Origin of the sequence: Chryseobacterium sp. MA9, from assembly GCF_024399315.1 — a bacterium.
Lineage (GTDB): Bacteria > Bacteroidota > Bacteroidia > Flavobacteriales > Weeksellaceae > Chryseobacterium.
In genome coordinates, this window is the sequence record NZ_CP075170.1 from 4668230 (window position 1) to 4692622 (window position 24393).

Below are 24393 nucleotides of genomic sequence, written 5' to 3' on the forward strand. Positions count from 1 at the left end.
CTTAAAAGTGTATTTAGAGCTGTAAAACTGCCTGGTATAATCTGGAATTTACCGGAAATGGTATTTTCTATTATGACAAATCCCAGACTCAAAAAGTAGGAATGAGGATCAATAACTATATCCGGTATTCTAATGATGATATTATTCAGAAACGGGATCTGGAGCTTGAAGCGGTTTTAAAAGCATTGGATTAGTTAAAAAAACAGATCTGTTAAATAAAAGAATAAGACCACCTGCGTTTTGCAGGTGGTCTTTTGTATTGTTTAATTGGAGATCATTATTACTTATTTAGAAATCTCTTTTCAACCAGGTTATAAAAAATAGTTGTTATAGGGATTATAAAAATAAAAATAAATCCAAAGATAACCCATTGCCGGGTATCATTTGTAAGTTCAAAGTTTTTTAATAAATAAAGATTTATTAATGCAAGGAACGGACCGTGTATAAGATATAGGCTGTAAGATATTTTTCCTAAAAATTCTAATGGTTTGTTTTCAAGAATAGCAATTGATTTTCCTGTTAATTTTTTGTAAGTGACTAATGCATACAGTAAAAAAGAGAAAGTTACCCCTGTAATCAATATCATTAAAAAACCGTTAATATCTAACAGCGAGAATACCACTAAACTTCCTATGAAAAGAGTTACCGCTAACGGAATTAAAAATTTATTGATTGTAGTCCTTTTAAATGATAAATAACAACATATAACTCCCATGAAAAATAGAATTATAAATTCAGGTTTTGCCATTGGAATCAGCTTTTTTAATAATAATGCCAATACAGCGAATAGAATAAACGATACATACATATTAATTCTTTTCCAAAATATAAGCATGAGAGGAAAAAGCCAATAGATCTGCCATTCTGTAGCTATGGACCAATGAGCTCCATTGATCTTATAAATCCATGAAGAATCCAAATTATGAACTAACCCAATATGGCTGATAACAGACCCCAAAGTGACAGGTATCTTACTATCCCAGGCTGTATTTTGTGCTGTTTGTAATAAAGGGAAAAATAAGATCATTAATCCTGATAATAATAAAGCAATATAATATGGCGGAATTAATCTCTTAGCTCTTCTGCTGATATATCTTTTAAATCCACCTTTTATTTCCATATTATTGTTAACCACTGGAATGGCAAGACAAAAACCTGAAAGAACTATAAATATAGATACGGCTAAATGACCAATTGATGTAGATTTTTGTATAAAGTATAGAATAAGGTCATTAGACCATTTGATATCGTGAGCTGTAGAATACCCATTAAATAATAAAGAATGATACAAAACTACCCATAACGCTGAAATTCCTCTTATCCCATCAAGAAATTCAAATCTTATCTTCATAAAAATATTTTCCGCAAAAGTAAAGTAAAATACGAAACCGTGAAAAAATAATAGTACTCTTAACTTTTATTAATAAATCTGTTTAGACTTTGATTATTATATTTCTAATATTTGAAAAAATTAGAATGATAACACAAGAGTAAAAGTGCTGTCCCACATATTGTGCTTTGAAGCACAAATCCAGAATTATTTATTGTATGAACTTGTAATTGATCAACTTGAAGAAGTTATTAATTTCTAAAAGAATAGAGTCGTGTAAAAAGTCACTCTTTTGATCATCCTAAAAAGTAAAAACCTCTGAAAATCAAATGATTTCAGAGGTTTTTTGTACCCAGGACCGGGATCGAACCGGTACTCCTAAGAACTGGTGTTTGAGACCAGCGCGTCTACCAATTCCGCCACCTGGGCTTGATGTTTACTTCAAACGTGATGTTTGTTTCAAATTGGTGTGCAAATATATAAACTTTTTTCAATGTTCAAAAGCTTTTTGAAGAAAAATTTTTAAAAATTGAGTTCCAAACCATCGTAGGCAAGGTGCATTCCGGGTGGAAGCTGCTTATCTTCAATATCATGTAGTCCTAAATGATGACTGATGTGTGTTAAAAATAATTTCTTTGGTTTTAGCTCTTCAAATAGTTTGATAACATCCGGAAGAATAAAATGGGCAGGATGAGGATCAAATTTTCTGATACAGTTTAATATCAGAACGTCCAGATTCTTCAGCTTTTCTTTTTCTGTTTCAGAAATGAATCCGGCATCTGTAATGTAGGCAAGGTTTTTAAATTTGTATCCGAAGACAGTAATTTTATAGTGAATCACTTCTACAGGAGTGATTTCCGTATCAAGTACCTGGAAGGGGGTATTTTTAATTTCATGAAGTTCAAAAGCGGGTGCTCCGGGATATCTTACATCAGCAAAAGCATAAGGAAATCTGTTTTTTATTTCATGGGCAACTCTTGAGTAGCAGTAGAGCGGAACATCTTTTCCACTCTTAAAAATCAATGGCCGCATATCATCAAGCCCGATTACGTGGTCATTATGTTCATGAGTTATCAACGCAATATCTACGGTATGTTCGTGGTTGGTAAGCATTTGCTGCCTGAAATCCGGACCGCAGTCGATCAGTATTTTTTTATTTTCTTCCGTAGTCACCATCACAGAAGATCGTAAACGATTGTCTTTGGGATTTTCAGAAGTACATACTTCACATGTACAGCCTATAACGGGTACACCTTGTGAAGTACCGGTTCCTAAAAATTTCAACTTCATTTTGTTTTGAGGTTGGTTTAATTTTGGTAAATTTACAAAAAATTTCATGTCCTAATGTATCAGAAACTAACTCCTAAACAAAAAGCATTAACAATTAATCTAGATCCTACTATTTATGGTACTTTCGCAGAAATTGGAGCAGGGCAGGAGACTGTTCGCCACTTTTTTAGAGCAGGAGGAGCTTCCGGTACGATTGCTAAGGCGATGTCTGCTTATGACAAAGATTTTAGTGATGCCATCTACGGAAAAGAAGTAAAAAACAGGTACGTTACCCAGAACAGACTTCGCAAAATGCTTCGGTATGAAGTAGCTTTGATTGAAGAGAGAATTTCAAGAGATAATAATCCCGATAGAAAATTCTTTTCTTATGCCAATACGGTAACAACCATCAATTTTGACAAAACTGTAAAAGGCCATGGCTGGGTAGGAATTCGTTTTCAGACCAAAGAAAATGAAGATTACAATGAAATCGTGATTCACGTAAAATTCAAAGAAAATGATGCTACCCTTCAGCAGGAAACCTTAGGGAACCTGGGGGTAAATCTTATTTTCGGGGCTTTCAATTATTTTGACAATCCAAGAACTTTAGTAGAATCTTTATACGATGATATTGCAAAAGACAATCTGGAAATTGATATGATCGATTTCAGCGGACCTGCTTTTGCATATGTCGATAACAGGCTGATGTCTCTTCAGCTGGTGAAAAATGGAATGACCGATGCGGTGATTTTCAATTCTCAGGGCAGTAATATGCTTCCAGCAGATGTATTATACAAGAAAAATATTTTCGCGGTAAGAGGAAGTTTCAGACCGGTAACGAAAGTAAACATTGATATGCTTAAAAATGGGATGGATATGTTTTTCAAAGATGCTATCTGTACCCATGAAGAAACAGAAGTTCTTATCGAGATCACCATTTCAAATCTGAGAGCAGACGGAGATATTGACGAAAGAGATTTCCTTGACAGGGTTGATATTCTTGCTAAACTGGGATACACTGTTATTATTTCCAATTTCTCCGAATACTATAGGCTGATTGATTATTTTGCATCTTACACAAGTGGGGATATTGGAGTAGCAATGGGAGTAAATAACCTGTTGATGGTATTTGACGAGAAATACTATAAAAATATGTCAGGTGGAATCCTTGAGGCATTCGGAAAATTTTTCAGAAACGGGATGAGAGTATATCTGTATCCTTATAAAGATCCTGAAACTCACCAATTGCTGGATTCTTCAAACCTGAAAGTAGAAGAAAACCTGAAAGAACTATACAAATATTTCAAACACAACAATCGTATTGTAGATATTACGAACTATAATCCGGAGTTTTTGGAAATTTACTCAAGAGAAATATTGAGAAAAATAGCATGTTGTGTGAAAGGCTGGGAAACTCAGGTTCCGGAAGGTGTAGCAGAAATGATTAAAGAGCGTGGAATGTTCGGATATAAAGAAGAACTTTCCCTAAAACAATTCTCTTAAAAAAATATATACAATGTCAGAATTAAAGAAAAGACTTTCCTCAATTCTTGAAAGTCCTAAACATAATACAGAAGAAAAACTTGAAAAAGTTTGCCACTTGTTGGATCAGGAAATCTCTTACTTCAACTGGACAGGTTTCTATTTCAAAAATGGAGATAAGGAAGAATTAATTTTAGGTCCTTACGTAGGAGCTCCAACAGATCATACCATTATTCCTTACGGTAAAGGAATTTGCGGGCAGGTTGCGGTTTCCAATGAAACATTTGTAGTTCCTGATGTGAACGAAGAAAGCAATTATTTAAGCTGTTCCATCGATACAAAAGCCGAGATTGTAGTTCCTATTTTTAAAGATGGAAAAAACATCGGTCAGATTGATATCGATTCCCATACGGTAGATCCTTTCACTAATGAAGACCGTGAATTATTAGAATGGCTTTGTAACGAAGTTTCTAAAGTTTTGTAATTGAATTTCAATCCGAATACAATATAGACTCCGGCTTTTACAGGCGGAGTTTTTTTATGATATTTGAAATGAAATGTATAACCGGAGATTCCCGGTATTACTATTCATAGATTATGGATTATAAGTGGTAATGACAAACATGATTAAAGGCTCATCTCCTGTGTTTTTGACAGAATGGTAGCCGATGGAACTGATAGCTGTGATGTCTCCTTTCTGAAGAATTTTACTTCGTATTGGTCCTCCAATTCCGGTTCTCTCAAGATATTCTCCGGTTCCATGTATGACCACGTAAAGTTCTTGTTCATTTCTTTGATTATGTGTATGAAACCCTGATTCATCACCCTTATTCAATAAAACCATATAGGCAGCCAGACGATTATGAGCTAATTCCTTCTGAGCAAACATCTGCAGCATATATACAGTTCCGTTTCCACCATACATATTCTCACGTTTATCCATTTGTGTGATGGTTCTTTCGTTCTTTTCAAATGCCATTACATAAAGATTGATGTATTTTGAAACTTCCTGAATAACGTGATCGAATTCTGCTCCCTCGGATAATATAACTGTATCGGACATGTGAGTTTAATGTTTAGAGTTTAAAGTTGATGGTCAAAAAAATTAGCTTTGCTGCATCAAATGAATTTCTGCAAGAAGTCCTTTAAAATAATTCTCGCATTTCGCAATATGAGTTCCATACCAGGAAAATGCTTCACCATCTACAATCATAATCTTTTTATCAGGATAGAAGGCCTGCAGTTCTTCAATATGTTTTTCTTTAAACGGAAACGGTTCAGAAGAAAGCATGATGACATCTGCATCCGCAAGATCGTCAGTCGTAATTTGAGGGTAACGGGTTTTATCCTTGAAAATATTCTCAAAGCCAATCTCTGATAAGATTCTATGAATAAACGTATCTGAACCAATTGTCATATAGGGATTTTTCCAGATAAGATAAGCTGCTTTTACAGGAGTTTCCAACTTGGTCTGATTCAGGATTTCATATATTTTAAGATTAAAAAGCTGCGCTCTTTCCTCCTTTCCGAAAAGTTTCCCGAGATTTTTAAGCAAGTAATAATTGTCCTCAATGGTTTCTACATTGGTGACTGTTACCTTGAAGTCATCCATCAAAGCTTCTACCTGATCTTTTACATTCTCTTCCTTATTGGCAAGAATGAGATCCGGTTGTAGCATTTTTATTTTCTCAATATTGATATTTTTGGTCCCACCGATTACTGATACATTTTTTATTTTATCCTGGGGATGAATACAGAATTTTGTTCTCCCTACAACTTCATTTTCGGTGAGTCCAAGGTCAAATAAAGCCTCCGTAATTGAGGGGACAAGTGAGACGATTTTCATATTGGCATGTTAGATGATGCCTAAAATTACAAAAGTTTTCCGGTTAAGAAAAGTCCGGCTACGGTAAAATAGATAATAAGTCCAGTAACATCCACCAATGTTGCTACAAATGGAGCAGAAGAGGTAGCTGGGTCAAGGTTTAATTTCTTTAAGACGAACGGGATCATAGAACCTGATAAAGTTCCCCATAATACAATGGCAATCAGAGAAACAGAAACACTCAATCCTACGTATACCCAATATTGTCCATAATCAAATAGACCTATCTGCTGCCAAAGCATAATCCGGATAAATCCGATCACTCCCAAAATAGCCCCAAGACATAATCCGGAGATAATTTCCTTTTTCATGACATACCACCAGTCTTTAAGACTGATTTCCTGAAGTGCCATTGCACGAATAATTAATGTTGCTGCCTGTGACCCGGAATTTCCTCCACTGGAGATGATCAGCGGAACAAATAATGCCAGCACAACAGCTTTTTCAATTTCTTTATCAAAATATCCCATTGCAGAAGCAGTCAGCATTTCCGAAACGAATAAGATAATCAGCCAAGTTGCCCTTTTTTTGATCATCTCAGTCCATGATGTCTGGGTGTAGGGAAGATCCAATGCTTCCAATCCCCCAAATTTCTGAATGTCTTCTGTATTCTGCTGTTCAATCTGATCAAGAATATCATCAATCGTTACAATTCCTACCAGCACACCGGCTTCCGTAATAATGGGAAGAGCGCCACGGTCATACTTTTCGAAATAAGTTACCGCATCCTCTTTGGAAGTTGTAGTGGTAATCGCCACGAAATGATTATCTGTAATATCAGAAACCAGCGTGTCTTCCTCTTCCAACAGTAAAGTTCCGATAGCAAGGTCATCAATCAGGCGGTTTCTTTCATCCACCACATAAAGGTAGTTCATGGTTTCCACTCTTTTTCCTACCTTTTTGATCTGCTGAAGACATCTTTTTACCGTCCATTCCTTACGGATCTGAATATAATAGGGAGTCATCAGACGGGCAATAGAATCTGAGTTGTAGCCAAGAAGCTTTATAGCAATTCTTCTTTCCTGCGGGTTAAGATGATTGATGGAATATTTGATAAGCTCATCCGGGAAGTCCTCGAAAAGAGCAGTCCTGTCATCCGGAGTCATAGCATTCAGAATTTCAGAAACTTCATCGCTTCCGATACTTCTGATGGTATCTTCCTGGAAATCAGGGTCAAGGTGTGAAAAAACTTCTGCTTTGTACTCTTTCGGAACCTTCAGGAACGCAAGCAGCCTCTCATCAGCAGGAAGTTCGCTGAGAGTTTCGGCAATATCGGCAGGGTTGAAGATAAGTTCGTCTCTAGAATTCAAAACGTGAATTTTTTTGGATATGCAAAAATAATTCAAATTTTTAAGACTAAGCAATAAACTGGGAAAATTAAGGATTAATTAAAGTTTAGTGCTTCAGTATAAGTACAAAAAACATCCGTCGGAACGGATGTCAAAAATTAAATTTAAAATTCCAATATTCTTTAAATTGGTTCACATTCTGAAGTAGGAATGTATGTACAGACAGCGTTTGTACAGCATTGGTATGGTCCGCAATCAGAATTGTCACCACACTTTTTTATTCCGTTTCCTTTAATATTTTTTTGCTCGAACCTGTTGAGCTTCTTAAGATTTGAATTTTTCATAATCATCAATATATTAAGGCTCTATCATACAATCATGATCAATACATTCTCCGTTACAGCAATATCCAACAGAGCAAGGTCTTGTTATGCTGCATCTGAACGGTCCGATACCACCATTAATTTGTTTGGCAGCTTCTCTGCTGAGTTTCTTTAAGTTTTTCATATAATTTAGTTTTAATGTTGTACTAAAATAATAAATATTTCTATATTATTCATTTGTTAATGAAATATTTTATTGCAAATCAATTTTTTATTTAATTTTTTAAATAAAAAAACACCTACAAGTGCAGGTGTCTGTAATGATCATATATTATTCCAGAGGACATGGATTGAGAACACAGATGTTGTTACAACATGATCCGCCCGGACATTGGTAATGTTCTGTACATCTTTTGAAAGGCCCGCTGCCTTTAATTTCCTTTTGTACTTGTCTGCTGAGTTTTTTTAGATTTTTCATGAGATTTGATTTTATGTGATTTATTTTAATTTTTTTTATTCAAGACAGATGAAGGGAGAACAGATTCCAAAACAACACCATCCAACAGTACACGGATTGCTTTCACTGCATCTTTCCATTGAGCCGCCGTTAATTTGCTTTGCTTTTTCTCGGCTGAGTTTCTTTAAATTTTTCATAAGATTTAGTTTTAAGGTTTGACTAAAATAGTAAAAAATATTTAATAATTCCTTATTTGGTGAAAATATTTAATTGTTAATCAGTAGTTTATAAAGTGTTTTAAATTAAAAAGCACCTGTTCATAAGTGTAAACAAGTGCTTTATTTAACATGAAAATATTTATAATTCAGGGCATGGGTAAGCCACACATACTCTGTGACAGCATGATCCACCCGGACATTCAAAATGGTATTGACATTGTGAAGACGTATGATAATTCCTAAGACTTCTTTCTGGCTGTTTCTGCCTCAGTCTTTTTAAATTTGAATTTTTCATAATAATTTAGATTTAAGATAAAACTAAACTAATGAAAGTATTCAAAGTATTGATATACATGTAGATATTATACGGGATAACGTCTATAAAAGAATTATGAATTTGACCGCTATGTGTATTAGTCTGCATGACAAAAATTCACAATTGACTTGCGAAGCAAAATTGACCATTGATTATCAAAGGTCTTATATTTAAACCTTAAAGCTCAGCTTCCGTCGGCTTCAGTTTTCTCAGTTTTTTTATAATTCCCTTTATGGCTCCTTCGGTTCCTATTTTAACTGAGTTTACTGTTGAACCCAATAGACGCATATTTTTTCGGTAAGTATCATAGTCTGTTTCCGTGACAAGATTTCCGTCAGGACCAAAAAGTTTCATGCTGACAACTACCTGATTGGAAAAAACATACTTTCCAAATCCTACTTTGAAATATCTCACTTTGGAAACAATAGCAAAATCAGCGTCGTTATTGATGCAGTAATCTGCAATAGTCTGCTTATCTATGCTGTCAAAGGGAACCTGAACTTCCGCCCGGAGCATTTTATTTTTTCTGTTGCTGAAATTATCGGAAACAGCATCAAAGAATGCATTGTTGGTAGGATCTTTTATCTCATCAATATCAGGCTCTACCTCGGGATTGAAGTACAGAACTTTTTTTATTTTGTCATCAGCAGCTTTCTGAGCTTTTACCGAAGTAAGGCCAATAAATAAAAAAGTGGTAATTGCTGTAAAGAATATAATTTTTTTCATTTGTAATCCGAATGCAAAATTACTGCCTTTTCGTTGGATGGCATAAAATTTATTAAGAAATTTTTAACATTTTTTTCTATCAAATTTGATTTATGAAATCAATAATGTTTGCAGAATCAAAAAATAGTCGTAATTTTGCACCCGTTACATAATAATCATTAAACAATATTGGAATGTACTTAACAACAGACAAAAAGCAGGAAATTTTCGCAAAACACGGAAAATCTGCACAAGACACAGGAAGTGCTGAAGGACAAATCGCTCTTTTCACTTTCAGAATCAACCACTTATCTCAGCACTTAAAGGCTAACCGTCATGATTTCAACACAGAGAGATCTCTAGTGAAATTGGTAGGTAAGAGAAAAAGTTTACTAGATTACCTTAAAAACAAAGATATCGCAAGATATAGAGCAATTATTGCTGAACTAGGTTTAAGAAAATAATCTATAAAGATTTTCAAAATAAAAAGCAACTTCGAAAGAGGTTGCTTTTTTATTTTAATGTTACCACAAAAGTCAAAAAAGGTATTTAAATTTTTGAAGTATTGATATCTATACACTGACGAATCTTTCAACTTAGTCACTCCGTAGGAATGCAGCCCTTATTATCCGTGAATAATTAAAAAAAATTCAACTACAACAAATATTACAGCCAAAGGTGCAAAGATTCCCCTCTCTCGGAGGGGTGGCGAAAATTCAAAGAATGGGGTATATAACTACTCAGCCTTTTTTCCAATCTTCCCCAAATGCGTATTCTGAAAGCTGTCCGGATATTTCAATCCATAGCCAAGAATTCTGTCAAAAGCTGAATGAGAAAATAAAATGGTTCCAATCACCTGTAAATAGGGCAGAGATAGAGCTGTTCCTGCAAGATAAACAACGATAGCAACTCCAAAGTGATGGAAGAGATTGTAAAAGAAAGCTCCTACTTTATTATTGATTATGTATCCCAGCATTGAAATGTCCGGAGCAAGGAATAGTCCTGCAAACCACCACCATGAATACCCTGTTTGGGCAAAAGCATAAATTCCTAATAACAGAAATGCTGCGTATTCAAGTTTTAACTGTATTTTCATTGTAATTGCATTAGGTTTAGGATAGGTTTCTCATTTCAGGAGAAAGTTACATGAATAGATATAAAAAAAGCGGAATATTTTGAGATATTCCGCTTTGTATATTTTTATATAATTTATTTTAATGCCCTGATTTGGCTTCAGTGCTTTCTACATGACCCAAATATTTGGTACAATATGCTCCAAATATGAGAATTACCAGATAGCAGAATACAGGAATGATAAATGAGTGCTGTACTCCAAACTGATCTGCAAGATATCCCTGGAAAATAGGAACAATAGCACCTCCCAAAATGGCCATTACCACCAAAGAAGATCCCTGGCTGGTATATTTACCAAGTCCTGAAATTGCTAATGTATAAATATTAGAGAACATAATAGAGTTGAAAATTCCGATTCCTAAAATACTGTACATTGCAAGCTCACCATGATTCACCATAGCAGAAATCAATAATACAACATTGATCGCGGCAAAGATGGATAATGTTCTTGCCGGAGCCGCTTTACCAATGAAAAAAGCTATGAAATTCAGAACGATAAATACAAGGAAAAAGCTGATCTGAGAGAAGGTAAGATTCACAATACTGAAGATCACAAGAAAAACAGCTCCTGCTGCTCCCAGCATGTAAACTGCCTTTTTGCCCTGACTTAAGGACTGATTTAAAGAGATTGCTCCCAGAAAACGACCGATCATCGCTCCGCCCCAATACATGGAAAGGTAATTTTTACTGATAATTTCATTAAAACCCATGATCTGAGGCTGCTCCAGGAAACTGATGATAAAACTACCCACCGCTACTTCTCCACCCACATAGCAGAACATAGCAAATACACCAAATTTCAGGTGGCTGAATTCAAGAGCTCCCCAACCTTTTACAATTTCCTCTTCACCCATCTGGAATGACGGAAGTTTAACTCTGGAAATCAATAAGGCTACCAGCAAGAGAATACCCGCGAAAATAAGATACGGAATTCTTGTTGCTACCGCACTGAATGATCCATCCGGAGACGAGAAAAATTCAAAAATAAGGTGGCCTCCAAGCACAGGAGCAATCGTAGTTCCGAATGCATTGAATGCCTGTGTCATATTCAGTCGGCTGGAAGCAGATTCTTCACTTCCCAGTAACGAAACATACGCATTGGCAGTGATCTGGAGTACCGTAAAGCCCAGTCCCAAAATAAACAAAGCTCCCAAAAACAACGGATAATACGAGAAAGTAGCTGCCGGATAAAACAGAACACAGCCGAAAGCTGCCAGAAAAATTCCGAACAGTATCCCTTTTTTATATCCTAATTTATTGATAGGATCTCCCTTCGTGATAGAGATCAAAAAATAAATCAGTGATCCGATAAAGTAAGCTCCGAAGAAACAGAACTGTACCAGCATGGATTCAAAAAAGGTAAGATTGAAAAGTTGCTTCAGATAGGGGATCAGGATATCATTCATACAAGTGATGAATCCCCACATAAAAAACAGCAGGGTGATGGTAATCAACGGAACCGTATAATTCCTGCTTTGAGATTGTACTTCTTTATTAATCATAAACATTTATTTATCTGGATAAGGATCGTTCCTTAACTTTTTTAGCCTACAGCATTGTAATTGGTGAAGTAGGGCAAATATAGGGATCAGCCTATTGGTTTGCAATAATTTTAATGGTTTTTATAATGAAATGTATGCTTCTTTTCGGTTTAGAATGTTATTTTCATTTTTTGAGACAATAATACAAAAACAACAGCATTTTTCAATGCATTATCTTCAGAAAAACACATTTCTGTTTTCACAAATAATGAATATGTTGAGATTACAGCTATAAATTTTGAATATTTCATCAACTGATAGCCAATTTTTTGTATTTTGACGACCTATTTATACAAGTGAAAAATTTAATATTTCATTATTATATAGTACCTTTGCACACGAAATTTAAAGAGTTTAAATATTAATTCATACTCAATACGGAGTATTAAGAAGACAAATTTATGAGTATACCTCAAGCGTTTACAGAAATGATTACTCTTGCAGATGGCAGAGAAATCACTATCGAAACAGGGAAATTGGCTAAGCAGGCTGATGGATCTGTGGTAGTAAAAATGGGCGGAACAATGCTTTTAGCAACTGTTGTGGCCAATAAAGAAGCAAATCCTGGTGTAGATTTTTTACCATTAACCGTTGATTACAGAGAAAAATTCTATGCAGGTGGAAGAATTCCTGGAAACTTCTTTCGTAGAGAAGCAAGACCTTCAGATCAGGAAATTTTAACGATGCGTTTGGTGGACAGAGTTTTACGTCCGCTTTTCCCTGAAGATTTCCATGCTGAAGTTCAGGTGATGATTTCATTAATTTCTTATGACGGAAAAACAATTCCTGATGATTTAGCAGGTTTGGCAGCTTCTGCAGCTATTGCTATTACAGATATTCCTTTCAACGGACCAATGTCTGAAGTAAGAGTTGTAAGATTTGACGGAGTGCTTTCTATCAACCCAAGTTACGAAGAATTGAAAAATTCTGAATTAGACATCATGGTTGGAGCTACTAAAGACTCCATCGTAATGGTAGAAGGAGAAATGAAAGAAATTTCTGAGCAGGAAATGTTAGAAGCTATTAATTTTGGTCATGCTGAAATTAAAAAGCAAATTGAAGCTCAGGAAAGATTAGCAGAAAAAGTAGGAAAAGCTTTCCCTAAGAGAGAATATTCTCACGAAAATCACGACGAAGAAATTCGTGAAAAAGTGTGGAAAGAAACTTACGATAAAGTATATGAAGTAGCAAGAACTCCATCTGGAAAAGAGGAGAGAGGAGAGAAATTCAAAGCTGTTCGTGAAGAATTCCTTGCTCAATACGGTGATAATGAAGAAGAATTGGAAAGAGTAACTCCTTTCGTAAAAGTATATTACCATGACGTAGAAAAAGAAGCAATGCGTCAGATGATCCTTGAAGACAATATCCGTCTTGATGGACGTGATCCTCAAACGATCCGCCCAATCTGGTCAGAAATTGATTACCTTCCGGGAGCTCATGGTTCTGCAGTATTTACAAGAGGTGAAACTCAGTCTTTAACAGCAGTAACTTTAGGTTCTGTGAAAGATGCAAATATGGTAGACAGCGTAATCACGCAGCACGACGAGAAATTCTTCTTACACTATAACTTCCCTCCATTCTCTACAGGTGAAGCAAGACCTCTAAGAGGAACTTCAAGAAGAGAAGTAGGACACGGTAACCTTGCTCAGAGAGCATTACAGGCCGTTATTCCTGAAGAAAATCCATATACAATCAGAATTGTTTCTGATATCCTTGAATCAAACGGTTCATCTTCAATGGCAACAGTTTGTGCAGGAACACTAGCACTAATGGATGCAGGGGTACAAATTACAAAACCTGTTTCCGGTATTGCTATGGGATTGATCACAGATGCAAAATCAGGTAAATTCACTGTACTTTCTGATATCTTAGGAGATGAAGACCACCTGGGAGATATGGACTTCAAAGTAACAGGTACTGCAGATGGTATTACAGCTTGTCAGATGGATATTAAAATCCAGGGACTTTCTATGGACATCATGGAAAAAGCATTGATGCAGGCCAGAGACGGAAGACTACACATTTTAAATAAAATTACTGAAACTATTTCTGAACCAAGAGCAGATGTGAAGCCTCACGCTCCGAAAATGGTGGTAATGGAGATCTCTAAAGACTTCATTGGTGCTGTAATCGGGCCTGGAGGAAAAATCATTCAGCAGATGCAGAAAGATACAGATACTGTTATTGCTATTGAAGAAGTAGGTGAAATTGGACGTATCGAAATTGCAGGAACAGACAGAGAGAAAATCAATGCTGCTGTTGCTAAGATTAATGAAATCACTTTCGTACCGGTTGTAGGAGAAGTTTACAATGGTAAAGTAGTAAAAGTAATGGACTTTGGTGCTTTCGTAGCGATTGCTAAAGGTACAGAAGGACTTCTTCACATTTCTGAAATTGAATGGGCTCGTCTTGACAAAGTTCCTTATGCTGAAGGTGATGAAGTAGAAGTGAAGTTCATGGGTTATGATGACCGTAAGAAAATGAAACTTTCAAGAAAAGTTCTTCTACCAAGACCTCCAAGACCGGAAGGACAAGGTAGACCAGAAGGGCAAAGAAGACCAGAAGGACAGGGAAGACCAGAGGGACAAAGAAGACCTGAAGGACAAAAACCACAGGGTGAAAGACCAGTGGAAAACGAAACTCCTTCGAACGAAGCTTAATAAGATTTATTCTTAAATATAAAAAATCCCTCAATTTTGAGGGATTTTTGCTTTTTATGTCATTGCGAAATGTATAGCATTAGAGTAATCTCACTTTTGGAAATTTAAAGGGAAATTTTGAAATTACTTCACCCTCGCCTCGTAATGACTATAATTATTAGCTTCCAATTCTCTGTTTCAGATCCTCAGCACCTCCCGTTTTTCTGGGCTGTCCATTTTTAGAAGAACCGAAATTGTAAGTATAAGAAAGCGTCACCACACGGGTATCTCTTTTTACTGCAAAGTTTTCAAGATAATCATTATAAACGGTTTGTCCTTTTATATTGCTCGTAAAGAACATATCAGTGAAAGATAACTTCAGGGTACTGTTGTTTTTGAATTTCTTCTGAGCTCCGATATTCAGATACCAATTAGGACTTATATCCAGATAAGCATACACTTCTCTTGCCTTATAATTCCCGGTGAGCTCAGCAGTGAAACCATTTCCTAGCTTGAATGAATTGATGCTGTTGATATTAAAAGTGAAGTTTCCTTTGTTATTGATCTGTGTTCCTGAAACATTTCCAGTGTATGATCCATAGTAGAAATTAGCACTGTTGTTCATATCCCACCATGGGGTCACTTTTACAGGCGCAATCAGGTTTAACCCGAAATAAGATACAGAATTTAAATTTTCAATAGTCTGTACTGTAACTACCTGTCCGTTTTCTACCACAGGTTTAAGGATATCTGTGATATTATTAGATGTTTTGCTGTAGCTTAATGTTGCAAAATATTTGTTGCTCAGGCTGTAAGTCAGTTCATAATTCATTGTGGTCTGTGCATTCAGATCAGGATTTCCTGCTTTAAGTGTCGTAGGATCAAGATAAAACTTAAAAGGATTCAGCTGGTTATAGCTAGGTCTTGTGATCCTTCTGCTGAAATTAACTTCAAGGCTGCTTTTATCTGTCAGATCATAAGAAAAAACGGCACTTGGAAACAATTGAGTGTAATTTCTTTTGTTGATTTGATTAGTAGTAATCTGGGTTCCTTTTACATTGGTGTTTTCCATTCTTAACCCTGCTGTCGCTTTGAACTTTTCCCATTTTTTAGAGACATTTCCATACACCGCATTAATATTTTCTTCGTAAATAAAATGATTGGTTTTGGCAAGATCAGGGATCGAAACTCCTGAGCTTGCATTGAAAAACTTCAGATCATTATCTGTTTTTACAAAGCTGGTTTTAATTCCCGTTTCCAGTTTCCATTCATGTTTAAAATTCTTGGTAAGATCAGATTTTAAAGAATAAATATTCAGCTTTCCATCCATATCACCTTTTATGATGTCCAGATTATTCGTTCCGCTGGCTATGTCATGCGTTTGGGTATCAAAACTTTGCAGTGAAGAGTTTGCATAATTAATGTAGTCGAAATCAGTAGAGATTTCAGAGCCTAAAGAATCAATCGTATATTTATGATTAAGGTTGAATGAAAGATTGGTCCAGCGGTCATTTGATCTGTTGACGGTGGTGAATGAGCTTTCAGGAAGATGGTTGCTTCCCAGTGTCACATTGGAATTATCTCCGTTCACATTGAATTTGTTTGAGATCAGCCCCATAGAAAATCCAAGCACATTTTTATCATTCAGATAATAATCCATTCCTGCCTTGGCAACATGGCTGTTGAATTTGAATTTCAGATAATTATCCTGTACATATGCTTTTTTAAAATTGTTGGCTTCATAGAAATTTCTGTCCAGTACCAGACCATTGTAAGCTTCTCTGTAGGCAAAGCTGTAATTTCCAAAAATATTGATTTTCTTATTTCGGTGGTTAATGCTGAAACTGTTATTGTTCTTCACATATTTACCCGTTCCTAACGAGGTGGAAACACTTCCGTTGGTTCCTTTTCTCTGTTCTTTTTTAAGCTTAATATTAATGATTGCAGATCCCGCTGCATCATATTTGGAAGATGGATTGGTAATGAATTCTATCTTTTCAATAGTGGAGGACGGAATTCCCTTAAGATAATTGGCAAGGTCGCTTCCGGTCATCGGTGTATTTTTGCCATCAATCTGAATCAGAAGATTTCCTTTCCCGCGGAGGCTGATATTATCATTATTGTCAATACTTACTCCCGGAGCTTTTTCCAAGACTTCAAAAGCAGAATTTCCGGTGCTTGCAATGCTGTTTTCAACATTCATGATCATTTTTCCGTCCTGTCTTTCAATAAGAGGTTTGGTTTTGGTGATCGTTACACCTTCAATAGATTTTACACTCAGGTCTATGGAAGGGAGCGTCGTATTTTCAGCTAATGAAATATTTTCCGAATGATAGACTTCAGCACCGTTTCTATTGATCTTTATCTGATAAGTTCCTTCTTTTAAATCATCAAAATTAAACTTACCATTACTATCAGCAATTTCTGTTTTGATTAGCTGATGATCTGCATTAAAGAGATTGATCTCCATCTGCTCAGTTTTTCCGGATTTTATATTTCCGGACAAAGACAAATTCTGCGTAGCCTGTTGGGCAGAATATCTGCTGCTGAACGAGGTCAGTATGCAGATAAAAATAAATGAGAGTATTCTGGTCATAGCGTTTTACTTTTTAGGGTTAAGACAGTTTTCTGAAATTTTCAGTAAAGCTGAATACATGACTTCCAGTTCCTCATTTTTAATACCCTTCAAAGCTGTTTTACGGTTCTTCTCCACAATATTCTGAACCTCTCTGATCACTTTTACTCCGGAATCTGTTACTTCCAGATTGGTTTTTCGGCGGTCTTCAGGATGAACATGTCTTGTAATGTATTCGGATTTTACCATTAATTCAATAATCCTTGTAACAGAAGCATTGTCTTTGAAAACAAGGTCACCAATCTCATTCTGGGTAATTCCCGGGTTTTCCAGAATCGCTTTGATGATAAGCCACTGATCAATTGTGATCGTATAACCATGGGCTTTCAGCTGCCGCTGAGCATAGTTTCTATAGGCTCTGATTGCTTTGTCTATGTTGTAGAATATAATTGAATTTAACTTTTCCATATTTTAGAATTAAATGATTTATCAATTATTGATATATCAATCAATTGGTAGAATCCCTTTTTATTTTGTTACAATTCCTGGAAAGTATTTTCAAAAAAAATTAAAAACGGCCTGTAAGTTATTCCTGTTTTGTCTTTGTAGAGGCGTTTTTCGACCCTGAAGTAAAAGTTATATTTTCTGTAGTCTTGAATAATCTGTCGATTTGTTTTCTGGTATAAACATCCGGAGAAGCTTTGTAAAACTCACTGATCAGGTCCAGTGAAGTAGGCTTTCTGGGATAATGATTGTTGTTGAGAAAGCTTTTTAAGGCCGTATTCACCTTCTTTTCACCGATTAAATTGCTCAACTCAACCATTGCGGCAGCTCCTTTGGAATAAGAAATATGAGGAACTTCTCCTGTTGCTTTATAGATGGGAACATTTTCAGACAGTCCTTTTTCATTATCATAGATTTGCTGATGCACTTTGATTCTCTCCATCATTTTTTCTCTGCCGTGCATTTTCTTGTAAAGCATCATTTCCGTATACATAGCCAGTGTTTCGGTAAGCATCACAGAACCTTCTCTGTCATCGGGATTGATCTGGCTGTTTCCCCACCAGAGATGGGAGAGCTCATGACCTGCCAGTTCATTGATGACATCCTGCTTTTTATCTGCCTGTATGTTGGCATGAAAAATCATGTCTTCCGGCATAAAGACCGCAGAAGGATAGGCTGTAGCCGCAAAACCTTTGGTAAAAGATGAAATCTCTGCAAAATTGATGGTCTTAAAAGGATATTGCCCGAAATTCTGCTGGCAGTAATCTAAAGTAAGTTTGGCATTTTCAAGAAGGTGATCTACGTTTTCATAATGTTTTTTATGATAAAAGATATTGATGGTGATTCCTTTATAGTTCTCACTTTTTATCTCATATTTTGCTGATGAAACCGCAAACCGGAAAGGAATCTGACCTGCTTTATACTGGAAATAGTGACGCCCGGATTTTGTCCATTTCTTTACCAGATCTCCTGTACCTATAACTGTTTGATTCCCTTCAGTAGAAACGGTCATATTGAGATTAATAAAATCCTTTTTTACCACTTCAGGAGCTTCAGGTTTCTTCAGTGCAGTAAGTTTTCCCAGTTTGAATTGGACGCGTTGCTTTTCATCCTGAATTTCATAATCCTTTTGATAGCCGATGGTGGGATAATACCTGCTAATCCTCATAAAAGCCCCGTCTTCAATAATAGCATTAAAAGACTGGTGACTGTTTACAGCAAACCATTGGTAGGAAAGAGTGAAGTTCAGGGAAGCTGTTTCGCCCGGCTGAATAGCTTGTTTTAATGATACTTCTGTAGTTTTTTTATCAATTTTCATTGTTTCAGTACCGGATGTCAATACAGCAGATTCAAGCTTTAGATCCTCATTAAAATTAACGAGTATTTTGTTGATGGGCTGGCTGGTTTGATTTGTAAGGGTGTACTTTCCTACGATCTGATAGGCGTTTTCCGAAGGATAAAGCTTAATTTCTGTTATAATATCAGAGATATCAGGCTGTGGAAGGTTTTCGTATTTCCGGAAGTTTTTTTCATATTCTACAGAACTTAAGATGGCCTGGTCTTTATCTTTAGAATCATAACCTTTCATAAACAATATTCCTGCATAGATTCCTGAAATCAACAAAAGAATACTGAGGCCGGAAGTAATGGCAGAGATTTTTTTAATCTTTATTAAACGATTAAATACCCATAAAATACAGATGACACCCGCTCCGAACAGAAGTCTTTGTGCAAAAGCCTTTTCATAAATTCCATAGCCGCTAAAATCACTGTAAGTACCTTTAAAATCTGAAAAGATTCTGAAAAGAGGGTAGGAGATGATTTTTCCGGAAACAGGACCTGATAATGTAAAAACTGCGAGAATAGAAATACCGAGTGCAATGAACTTATTGGGAATCCGGTCATTAATCAATAAAATCAATCCTGAAAATAAAATCAGAGGAAAAGTATTGAAAAGGAAAACGCCGAGATAAGCATTCCAGTCGATATGAAAATACTGATAAACAGCCTGAAAGATAATTCCCTGAGCAATTAAAATTCCTGTAAAGAAAAGCAGCAGAAGGCAGATTGAAATAAAATGTCCGGTTAATCTGTTTTTTGAGAAATAAGTACTGTTTTCAATCAGGAAAAATCCGGAAGATCGGCTTCTCCAGAATATATCATTCAGAAAATAAGCTGAAATAAGAAGACCAAGCAGATGAAAGTTCTCTGAAATAGTTGTTGCCATAAGTCCCGAACCGGTATATTTCTGCGGAAGACGGATTCCTTTTTCAATCTCCGCATACATTTCCATGCCGACACAAAATAATAGGAGGATAGAGACTGCAGGAACAGCAGTACTCTTGAACAGATAGGTAAGATCGGTTTTCACAAAAGAAAATACAGCCCTAAAAGAAGCCAGTCTATCAAAGCTGGGTGAAACAGAAGAATACTCTGATTGACTTGTTTCGGATATTGGCGGGATAATTCCCATTGTTTTTACTTTCTGCCCGGATGTATTGGAGAATGAGAATAATCTGAGTGAAAGGAGAAGAATTCCAACTGATATAAAGATAAATAAGAGCCTGTTGAACAGCAGATAGCCCGTAAGAGGAACCATCTGAATATTTTTCTGATGCGAATTAAGGTTACGGGCTTCCATGAAATAAGCAGACAGTCCAAAAGGATCAATCAAAGCTGAAAGCTGCTGCGTTTCTAAGGACTGAGGTAAGCTTCCTGCCATAAAGGGAGAGTTGGAAAACAGTAAAATAATCATATAAAATACATACAGAAGCAATCCACCCACTACAACCAGCAGTTTTTTTCTGACAATAAATGAAATGAGAAAAAGAAAACTGCAGACAAACAAGCTGTTGATAAATCCAAAGATCAACAATGGGTAGATGTAATGTATGATATTAAAACCCTCCTGCATTTCACTTCCGGTTCGCATGATTTGTCCTATGAGAAATCCAGTCATCAGAAATGAAAAACTTATCAATGTCTGAAGAAAATAAGCGGTGAATTTTCCTTTCAGATATGTGAATTTTGAAAACGGAAATGAAAACAGGATATGGTCAAATTTTGAATCCTGATCTTTAAAAAGCAGCTGTAATGCATATACGGTAGCGAAAAAAATCACGGCGAGGCTCAGCATTCCGGTCATAAAACCAATGGTGTAGGGTGAATTCAAATAAATACCTTCTCCTACGGATAGATTGAACTGGCTGCCGCAAAAGATGCCCAGACCTATTAAAAGTAAAGCCATAAGATAAGTGAGCCAGTGCTTGGTGGTGCGTCCGGCTTCAAATAAAAATATTGTGTTCATGATTAAGGTTTTTGAGTAAGTGTATGGAAATAAACGTGTTCCAGTAAAGGGGTTACAGAACTGAAATCTTTAGGAGAATTTTCAGAAAATACGGTAATGTGAAGTTCTCTTTCAAGAAGCTGCCTGCTGATGATTTCATAGCTGGAACTATACGTTTCCAGTTCGGTTTTGTCAATAGGTTTTGACCAGATTTTGTTTTCCAGTTCTGTTATTAATTTTCCCGGATTTCCTTTTCTGAGAATCTGCCCATGGTTCATTACAGCCATTTCCGAACAGAGATTTCTGACGTCTTCAACGAGATGCGTGGACAGAATGACGATAACATCCTGGCTGATATCATTGAGCAATGTATTGAACCGATTGCGCTCCTCCGGATCTAATCCTGCGGTAGGCTCATCCACAATGATGATTTTCGGATTCCCTAATAATGCCTGGGCAACGCCAAAACGCTGTTTCATTCCTCCAGAAAATGTATGTACTTCTTTTTTAGCAAAATCAGAAAGGTTGACTTTTTCCAACAGACTCAGAATTTGATTTTTACGCTTACTTTTATTGGTAATACCTTTCAATATGGCTATATGTTCCAACAGATCATAGGCTGAAACTTTGGGATATACTCCAAAATCCTGAGGAAGAAATCCCAGATTTTGTTTGATATAATCAGGATTCTTAATAATATCCACTTCATTGAAAACCAAGGTTCCTGATGTTGGTTTCTGAAGTCCCACAATAGTTTTCATCAGAGATGATTTTCCTGCTCCGTTGGGTCCAAGCAGTCCGAACATTCCGTTTTTGATGTCTAGAGAAATGTCTTTAATGGCTTGAAAACCATTTTTGTAGGTAAGACTGAGGTTGTTGATAGATAATGTATTCATAGTGTTGTGTTTGGGGAATAGAAGTACAGGCGGCCTTTCGGCAGCTGGTTTTAGAAGTCAGACATTAATGGCTGGAAGATGGAAGACAGAAGTTAGATTGGGAATTTTTACAGGCCCATTCTCAAATACTCACACTCTCAAACTCTCACCAGACTACTCTTTAAATTCAAGAATATCTCCCGGCTGGCATTCCAGGATTTTACAGATGGCTTCAAGGGTATCGAAGCGGACACCTTTGGCTTTGCCGGTTTTCAGGATAGAGAGGTTTACGGGCGTGATACCCAGTTTTTCTGCCAATTCTTTACTCTGCATTTTTCGTTTGGCAAGCATCACATCTAAGTTGACTATAATTGGCATTTTAAATAAATAGGTCTTGTTCGTTTTGCAAATGTAGTCCTTGCTTAAAGATATTCGCAAGAAACAGACAGAAAATTCCAAGCATAAAGTGAATAAACACCAGTCCCCATATCATACTTTCTACTTCCACAAAGAAACTCGCGATAATAACCAGTGGAAGCGGGATGAAAATATTATAAAGGTAAAATTTCTTAAGCCGAATAATATTTTCCTGAGTAAACAGTTTCTGCTGGAAAAATACTTTGAAAACCCTGGCTGATAACCAGAAAAAGATTCCATAAGTAATGAGCACCAACATAAAAGAAAAGATCATGTACGGATAATTGTTTTCGATATTAAGAAACGGCTGTTCTGTAAACGGATAATTGATGTGAAGGAACTTTCCCTCTTTGTAAGGCGTAACCGCAAATCCGGTGATAAGGCAGAATAAAGAATACACAAAAGTGATCAGATATCCGGCTGAAAGTAAGGAACAGATATAAAATAAAATCTTTGAAATAATTTTAGTCTGGTTCATGGTATGAATAGTAATTAATATTGCAAATGTATAATTAATTATCGTAAAACAATAATTAATTTAAATAAAATTTTATCCTCCAAAACTTAAATCTATCAATTAACTGGAAGAAATAGTGTGATAATCACCGTTTTTAATTAATTTTAAATAACAAAAAAATTGAAATCATGGCTTACAGTACTGAACTTGCCGACCGGGTACGTGAACGGCTTTCGATGGAAAATAATATTGAAGTTCAAGAAAAGAAAATGTTCAGCGGCCTGTCTTTTTTGGTGAATGGAAAGATGTGTATCAACATCAGTCATGATAATCTGATGTGCCGCTACAATCCGGAACTGGAAGATGAGGCTTCGGAAAAGAATGGTTTTCTGCCGATGATGATGAAAGGGAAACAGTTAAATGGATATTGCTATGTAGAACCCATTGGTTTTAAAAAAGCAGATGATTTTGAATACTGGATCAAAATATGTCTTGATTATAATCCGGTGGCAAAAGCTTCGAAAAAGTGAGTGGGGTTGGGATTCGGGGTTCGAGTTGGTGAGTTTGAGAGTGGGAGCGCTGAAGTTCAACAGTCCCACCATTCATAACCCATCATTTATAATTCATCATTATCATATAAGTTTTTCCTTATCTGAACTAAGATTTTTGTCGTTTTTTCCAAATCCGGGAAGTCAGGAAGACTGGATCTGGAATAATGATCTTCTATAGATTGAATCAGGTTTTCTGCCTTTTCCATAACGCTCTCATAAGACAGGTTTCCCGCTTTGATATCTAATAGTTCGTCCCGGTTTTCTACACGGATAGTCAGTGAACTGGTTTTAAAAATCTGTTCGCAGGACTGCAGCAGCCGGATGGTGTGCATCATATTCTTGCTGTCATAATTCTGTCCATGAGTCTGATTGACGTTGTAGCGGTCTTCATTGCGCTCAGCTACCCATTTCCAGTATTCCCTGTAGTCTTTGCAGTAAACAGAGTAGGCATCCAGATTGCAGAATAAATAAGCAATTGGTTTTTCATTTTTAGGAACGGATGATACGGAAACCTGATTAGCTTCTTCATTCTGAATAATTCCTTTATATCCCAATGTTCCCGATTCATCATAAAATAATGCGAACATTCCTTTTGTATGGTCAATGTTTGTTAATCCACATTTCTCCTGAATTTTCTCATTTTCCCAAAGCCATTGTTTTAATGGTACAGAACCTTGTCCATCAAGAATGAAACAGAAATCGAGGATTGATTTTCTTTCTTTATCTATCGGATTTAAAATCTTCTTATTGAGACCTTTTGCCTTTTTGATCTGTGAAACAGCATATCCTGCAAAGGTGTCTTTACATAGTTTTGACAGGAAATCTTCAGTTTTCAGTAAATCCATCAATGGATGTCTGTATTGAATACAATCCTCAGGGCTTGCCATAATTTCCAGAATATTAGGATTGTTTTTCTGAAGCAGTTCTACAAACCTCCCGATTTCATAATACGTAAGATCATTTGTCTCATTGGAAATCTGTGGAATATAATTCAATCCAAAGAAATCTTCCTTCGGCAAATAATACACCCCACGGATATCTGTATCAGAATTCTCTGTTGCCAGCCCGAAAGCCCGGCTTCCGGAAATGGCTTCAAAGAGGAGGAGGTTTTTGTTTTTTAAGTCTGAAATGGTCATTTTA

The 24393-nt window shown here is 36.1% G+C and carries 22 protein-coding genes and 1 tRNA gene; 5 read left to right on the forward strand and 18 right to left on the reverse strand.

Annotated features, from left to right (window positions below):
- Positions 1-280: 280 nt before the first annotated feature.
- From KIK00_RS21395 to KIK00_RS21405, 3 genes are all read right to left on the reverse strand, one after another.
- Positions 281-1351: an acyltransferase gene (locus KIK00_RS21395; RefSeq protein ID WP_255814284.1), complete on the reverse strand. Its 1071-nt coding sequence runs from the start codon at positions 1349-1351 to the stop codon at positions 281-283.
- Between the two features lie 328 nt (positions 1352-1679).
- A tRNA-Leu gene (locus KIK00_RS21400) sits at positions 1680-1759 on the reverse strand.
- 93 nt (positions 1760-1852) lie between these two features.
- Positions 1853-2620 carry an MBL fold metallo-hydrolase gene (locus tag KIK00_RS21405; protein ID WP_255814285.1) on the reverse strand — a complete coding sequence of 256 codons (768 nt, stop codon included), beginning with the start codon at positions 2618-2620 and terminating at the stop codon, positions 1853-1855.
- A 54-nt stretch (positions 2621-2674) separates the two neighbouring features.
- On the opposite strand from KIK00_RS21405, the gene KIK00_RS21410 reads away from it, so the two are divergent.
- Positions 2675-4102, forward strand: coding sequence for a hypothetical protein (locus tag KIK00_RS21410; protein ID WP_047377120.1), 1428 nt, complete (start codon positions 2675-2677; stop codon positions 4100-4102).
- Positions 4103-4115: 13 nt separating this feature from the next.
- Positions 4116-4565: a GAF domain-containing protein gene (locus tag KIK00_RS21415; RefSeq protein ID WP_223600517.1), complete on the forward strand. Its 450-nt coding sequence runs from the start codon at positions 4116-4118 to the stop codon at positions 4563-4565.
- A 111-nt stretch (positions 4566-4676) separates the two neighbouring features.
- Here the strand turns inward: KIK00_RS21415 and KIK00_RS21420 are convergent, their stop codons facing one another.
- The 6 genes from KIK00_RS21420 to KIK00_RS21445 all read right to left on the reverse strand — a co-directional run bounded on the left by KIK00_RS21420 (position 4677) and on the right by KIK00_RS21445 (position 9295).
- The gene (locus KIK00_RS21420) at positions 4677-5144 is read right to left on the reverse strand and encodes a cupin domain-containing protein (protein ID WP_255814286.1); all 468 of its coding nucleotides are present in this window, start codon (positions 5142-5144) and stop codon (positions 4677-4679) included.
- Positions 5145-5186: 42 nt separating this feature from the next.
- Positions 5187-5927, reverse strand: coding sequence for an ABC transporter substrate-binding protein (locus KIK00_RS21425; RefSeq protein WP_255814287.1), 741 nt, complete (start codon positions 5925-5927; stop codon positions 5187-5189).
- Positions 5928-5953: 26 nt separating this feature from the next.
- Positions 5954-7276: a magnesium transporter gene (gene mgtE, locus KIK00_RS21430; RefSeq protein ID WP_255814288.1), complete on the reverse strand. Its 1323-nt coding sequence runs from the start codon at positions 7274-7276 to the stop codon at positions 5954-5956.
- A gap of 336 nt (positions 7277-7612) precedes the next feature.
- Positions 7613-7762 carry a hypothetical protein gene (locus KIK00_RS21435; RefSeq protein WP_164976669.1) on the reverse strand — a complete coding sequence of 50 codons (150 nt, stop codon included), beginning with the start codon at positions 7760-7762 and terminating at the stop codon, positions 7613-7615.
- 147 nt (positions 7763-7909) lie between these two features.
- Positions 7910-8056, reverse strand: coding sequence for a hypothetical protein (locus KIK00_RS21440; protein WP_255814289.1), 147 nt, complete (start codon positions 8054-8056; stop codon positions 7910-7912).
- A gap of 690 nt (positions 8057-8746) precedes the next feature.
- Positions 8747-9295, reverse strand: a complete 549-nt coding sequence (locus tag KIK00_RS21445) for a pyruvate decarboxylase (RefSeq protein WP_255814290.1) — start codon at positions 9293-9295, stop codon at positions 8747-8749.
- A 173-nt stretch (positions 9296-9468) separates the two neighbouring features.
- Here KIK00_RS21445 and rpsO point away from each other — a divergent pair, with 173 nt between their 5' ends.
- On the forward strand, positions 9469-9738 hold the full coding sequence (gene rpsO, locus KIK00_RS21450; protein WP_034692246.1) for a 30S ribosomal protein S15: 270 nt from the start codon (positions 9469-9471) through the stop codon (positions 9736-9738).
- A 272-nt stretch (positions 9739-10010) separates the two neighbouring features.
- On the opposite strand, the gene KIK00_RS21455 is transcribed toward rpsO, so the two are convergent.
- The gene (locus KIK00_RS21455) at positions 10011-10370 is read right to left on the reverse strand and encodes a DUF4260 domain-containing protein (RefSeq protein WP_255814291.1); all 360 of its coding nucleotides are present in this window, start codon (positions 10368-10370) and stop codon (positions 10011-10013) included.
- Positions 10371-10488: 118 nt separating this feature from the next.
- Entirely contained in the window at positions 10489-11910 is a 1422-nt protein-coding gene (locus tag KIK00_RS21460; protein ID WP_255814292.1) for a sugar MFS transporter, read from the reverse strand.
- A gap of 440 nt (positions 11911-12350) precedes the next feature.
- Here KIK00_RS21460 and KIK00_RS21465 point away from each other — a divergent pair, with 440 nt between their 5' ends.
- Positions 12351-14609, forward strand: a complete 2259-nt coding sequence (locus tag KIK00_RS21465; protein ID WP_255814293.1) for a polyribonucleotide nucleotidyltransferase — start codon at positions 12351-12353, stop codon at positions 14607-14609.
- 157 nt (positions 14610-14766) lie between these two features.
- Here KIK00_RS21465 and KIK00_RS21470 read toward each other — a convergent pair whose 3' ends face one another.
- The 6 genes from KIK00_RS21470 to KIK00_RS21495 all read right to left on the reverse strand — a co-directional run bounded on the left by KIK00_RS21470 (position 14767) and on the right by KIK00_RS21495 (position 22723).
- Positions 14767-17184: a TonB-dependent receptor domain-containing protein gene (locus tag KIK00_RS21470; protein ID WP_255814294.1), complete on the reverse strand. Its 2418-nt coding sequence runs from the start codon at positions 17182-17184 to the stop codon at positions 14767-14769.
- Between the two features lie 6 nt (positions 17185-17190).
- Complete coding sequence (locus KIK00_RS21475; protein ID WP_255814295.1) at positions 17191-17631, reverse strand: MarR family winged helix-turn-helix transcriptional regulator; 441 nt, start codon at positions 17629-17631, stop codon at positions 17191-17193.
- Positions 17632-17749: 118 nt separating this feature from the next.
- Positions 17750-20974 carry a M1 family aminopeptidase gene (locus KIK00_RS21480; RefSeq protein ID WP_255814296.1) on the reverse strand — a complete coding sequence of 1075 codons (3225 nt, stop codon included), beginning with the start codon at positions 20972-20974 and terminating at the stop codon, positions 17750-17752.
- A 2-nt stretch (positions 20975-20976) separates the two neighbouring features.
- On the reverse strand, positions 20977-21849 hold the full coding sequence (locus KIK00_RS21485; RefSeq protein ID WP_255814297.1) for an ABC transporter ATP-binding protein: 873 nt from the start codon (positions 21847-21849) through the stop codon (positions 20977-20979).
- 153 nt (positions 21850-22002) lie between these two features.
- On the reverse strand, positions 22003-22206 hold the full coding sequence (locus tag KIK00_RS21490; RefSeq protein ID WP_002980904.1) for a helix-turn-helix transcriptional regulator: 204 nt from the start codon (positions 22204-22206) through the stop codon (positions 22003-22005).
- 1 nt (position 22207) lies between these two features.
- Positions 22208-22723, reverse strand: a complete 516-nt coding sequence (locus KIK00_RS21495; protein ID WP_255814298.1) for a DUF2975 domain-containing protein — start codon at positions 22721-22723, stop codon at positions 22208-22210.
- 167 nt (positions 22724-22890) lie between these two features.
- Between KIK00_RS21495 and KIK00_RS21500 the strand changes: the two genes are divergently transcribed.
- Complete coding sequence (locus KIK00_RS21500) at positions 22891-23232, forward strand: TfoX/Sxy family protein (protein ID WP_255814299.1); 342 nt, start codon at positions 22891-22893, stop codon at positions 23230-23232.
- 86 nt (positions 23233-23318) lie between these two features.
- Here KIK00_RS21500 and KIK00_RS21505 read toward each other — a convergent pair whose 3' ends face one another.
- Positions 23319-24389: a DNA polymerase beta superfamily protein gene (locus KIK00_RS21505; RefSeq protein ID WP_255814300.1), complete on the reverse strand. Its 1071-nt coding sequence runs from the start codon at positions 24387-24389 to the stop codon at positions 23319-23321.
- Positions 24390-24393: the final 4 nt, after the last annotated feature.

What these genes read in the sequence shown, in the direction of transcription:
- KIK00_RS21475 (WP_255814295.1), bottom strand. Translation starts at nt 17,631, where the DNA reads ATGGAAAAGTTAAATTCAATTATATTCTACAACATAGACAAAGCAATC.
- KIK00_RS21395 (WP_255814284.1), bottom strand. Translation starts at nt 1,351, where the DNA reads ATGAAGATAAGATTTGAATTTCTTGATGGGATAAGAGGAATTTCAGCG.
- KIK00_RS21490 (WP_002980904.1), bottom strand. Translation starts at nt 22,206, where the DNA reads ATGCCAATTATAGTCAACTTAGATGTGATGCTTGCCAAACGAAAAATG.
- KIK00_RS21410 (WP_047377120.1), top strand. Translation starts at nt 2,675, where the DNA reads ATGTATCAGAAACTAACTCCTAAACAAAAAGCATTAACAATTAATCTA.
- KIK00_RS21440 (WP_255814289.1), bottom strand. Translation starts at nt 8,056, where the DNA reads ATGAAAAATCTAAAAAAACTCAGCAGACAAGTACAAAAGGAAATTAAA.
- KIK00_RS21415 (WP_223600517.1), top strand. Translation starts at nt 4,116, where the DNA reads ATGTCAGAATTAAAGAAAAGACTTTCCTCAATTCTTGAAAGTCCTAAA.
- rpsO (WP_034692246.1), top strand. Translation starts at nt 9,469, where the DNA reads ATGTACTTAACAACAGACAAAAAGCAGGAAATTTTCGCAAAACACGGA.
- KIK00_RS21445 (WP_255814290.1), bottom strand. Translation starts at nt 9,295, where the DNA reads ATGAAAAAAATTATATTCTTTACAGCAATTACCACTTTTTTATTTATT.
- KIK00_RS21505 (WP_255814300.1), bottom strand. Translation starts at nt 24,389, where the DNA reads ATGACCATTTCAGACTTAAAAAACAAAAACCTCCTCCTCTTTGAAGCC.
- KIK00_RS21500 (WP_255814299.1), top strand. Translation starts at nt 22,891, where the DNA reads ATGGCTTACAGTACTGAACTTGCCGACCGGGTACGTGAACGGCTTTCG.
- KIK00_RS21460 (WP_255814292.1), bottom strand. Translation starts at nt 11,910, where the DNA reads ATGATTAATAAAGAAGTACAATCTCAAAGCAGGAATTATACGGTTCCG.
- KIK00_RS21455 (WP_255814291.1), bottom strand. Translation starts at nt 10,370, where the DNA reads ATGAAAATACAGTTAAAACTTGAATACGCAGCATTTCTGTTATTAGGA.
- KIK00_RS21495 (WP_255814298.1), bottom strand. Translation starts at nt 22,723, where the DNA reads ATGAACCAGACTAAAATTATTTCAAAGATTTTATTTTATATCTGTTCC.
- KIK00_RS21480 (WP_255814296.1), bottom strand. Translation starts at nt 20,974, where the DNA reads ATGAACACAATATTTTTATTTGAAGCCGGACGCACCACCAAGCACTGG.
- KIK00_RS21420 (WP_255814286.1), bottom strand. Translation starts at nt 5,144, where the DNA reads ATGTCCGATACAGTTATATTATCCGAGGGAGCAGAATTCGATCACGTT.
- KIK00_RS21425 (WP_255814287.1), bottom strand. Translation starts at nt 5,927, where the DNA reads ATGAAAATCGTCTCACTTGTCCCCTCAATTACGGAGGCTTTATTTGAC.
- KIK00_RS21405 (WP_255814285.1), bottom strand. Translation starts at nt 2,620, where the DNA reads ATGAAGTTGAAATTTTTAGGAACCGGTACTTCACAAGGTGTACCCGTT.
- KIK00_RS21465 (WP_255814293.1), top strand. Translation starts at nt 12,351, where the DNA reads ATGAGTATACCTCAAGCGTTTACAGAAATGATTACTCTTGCAGATGGC.
- KIK00_RS21470 (WP_255814294.1), bottom strand. Translation starts at nt 17,184, where the DNA reads ATGACCAGAATACTCTCATTTATTTTTATCTGCATACTGACCTCGTTC.
- KIK00_RS21435 (WP_164976669.1), bottom strand. Translation starts at nt 7,762, where the DNA reads ATGAAAAACTTAAAGAAACTCAGCAGAGAAGCTGCCAAACAAATTAAT.
- KIK00_RS21485 (WP_255814297.1), bottom strand. Translation starts at nt 21,849, where the DNA reads ATGAATACATTATCTATCAACAACCTCAGTCTTACCTACAAAAATGGT.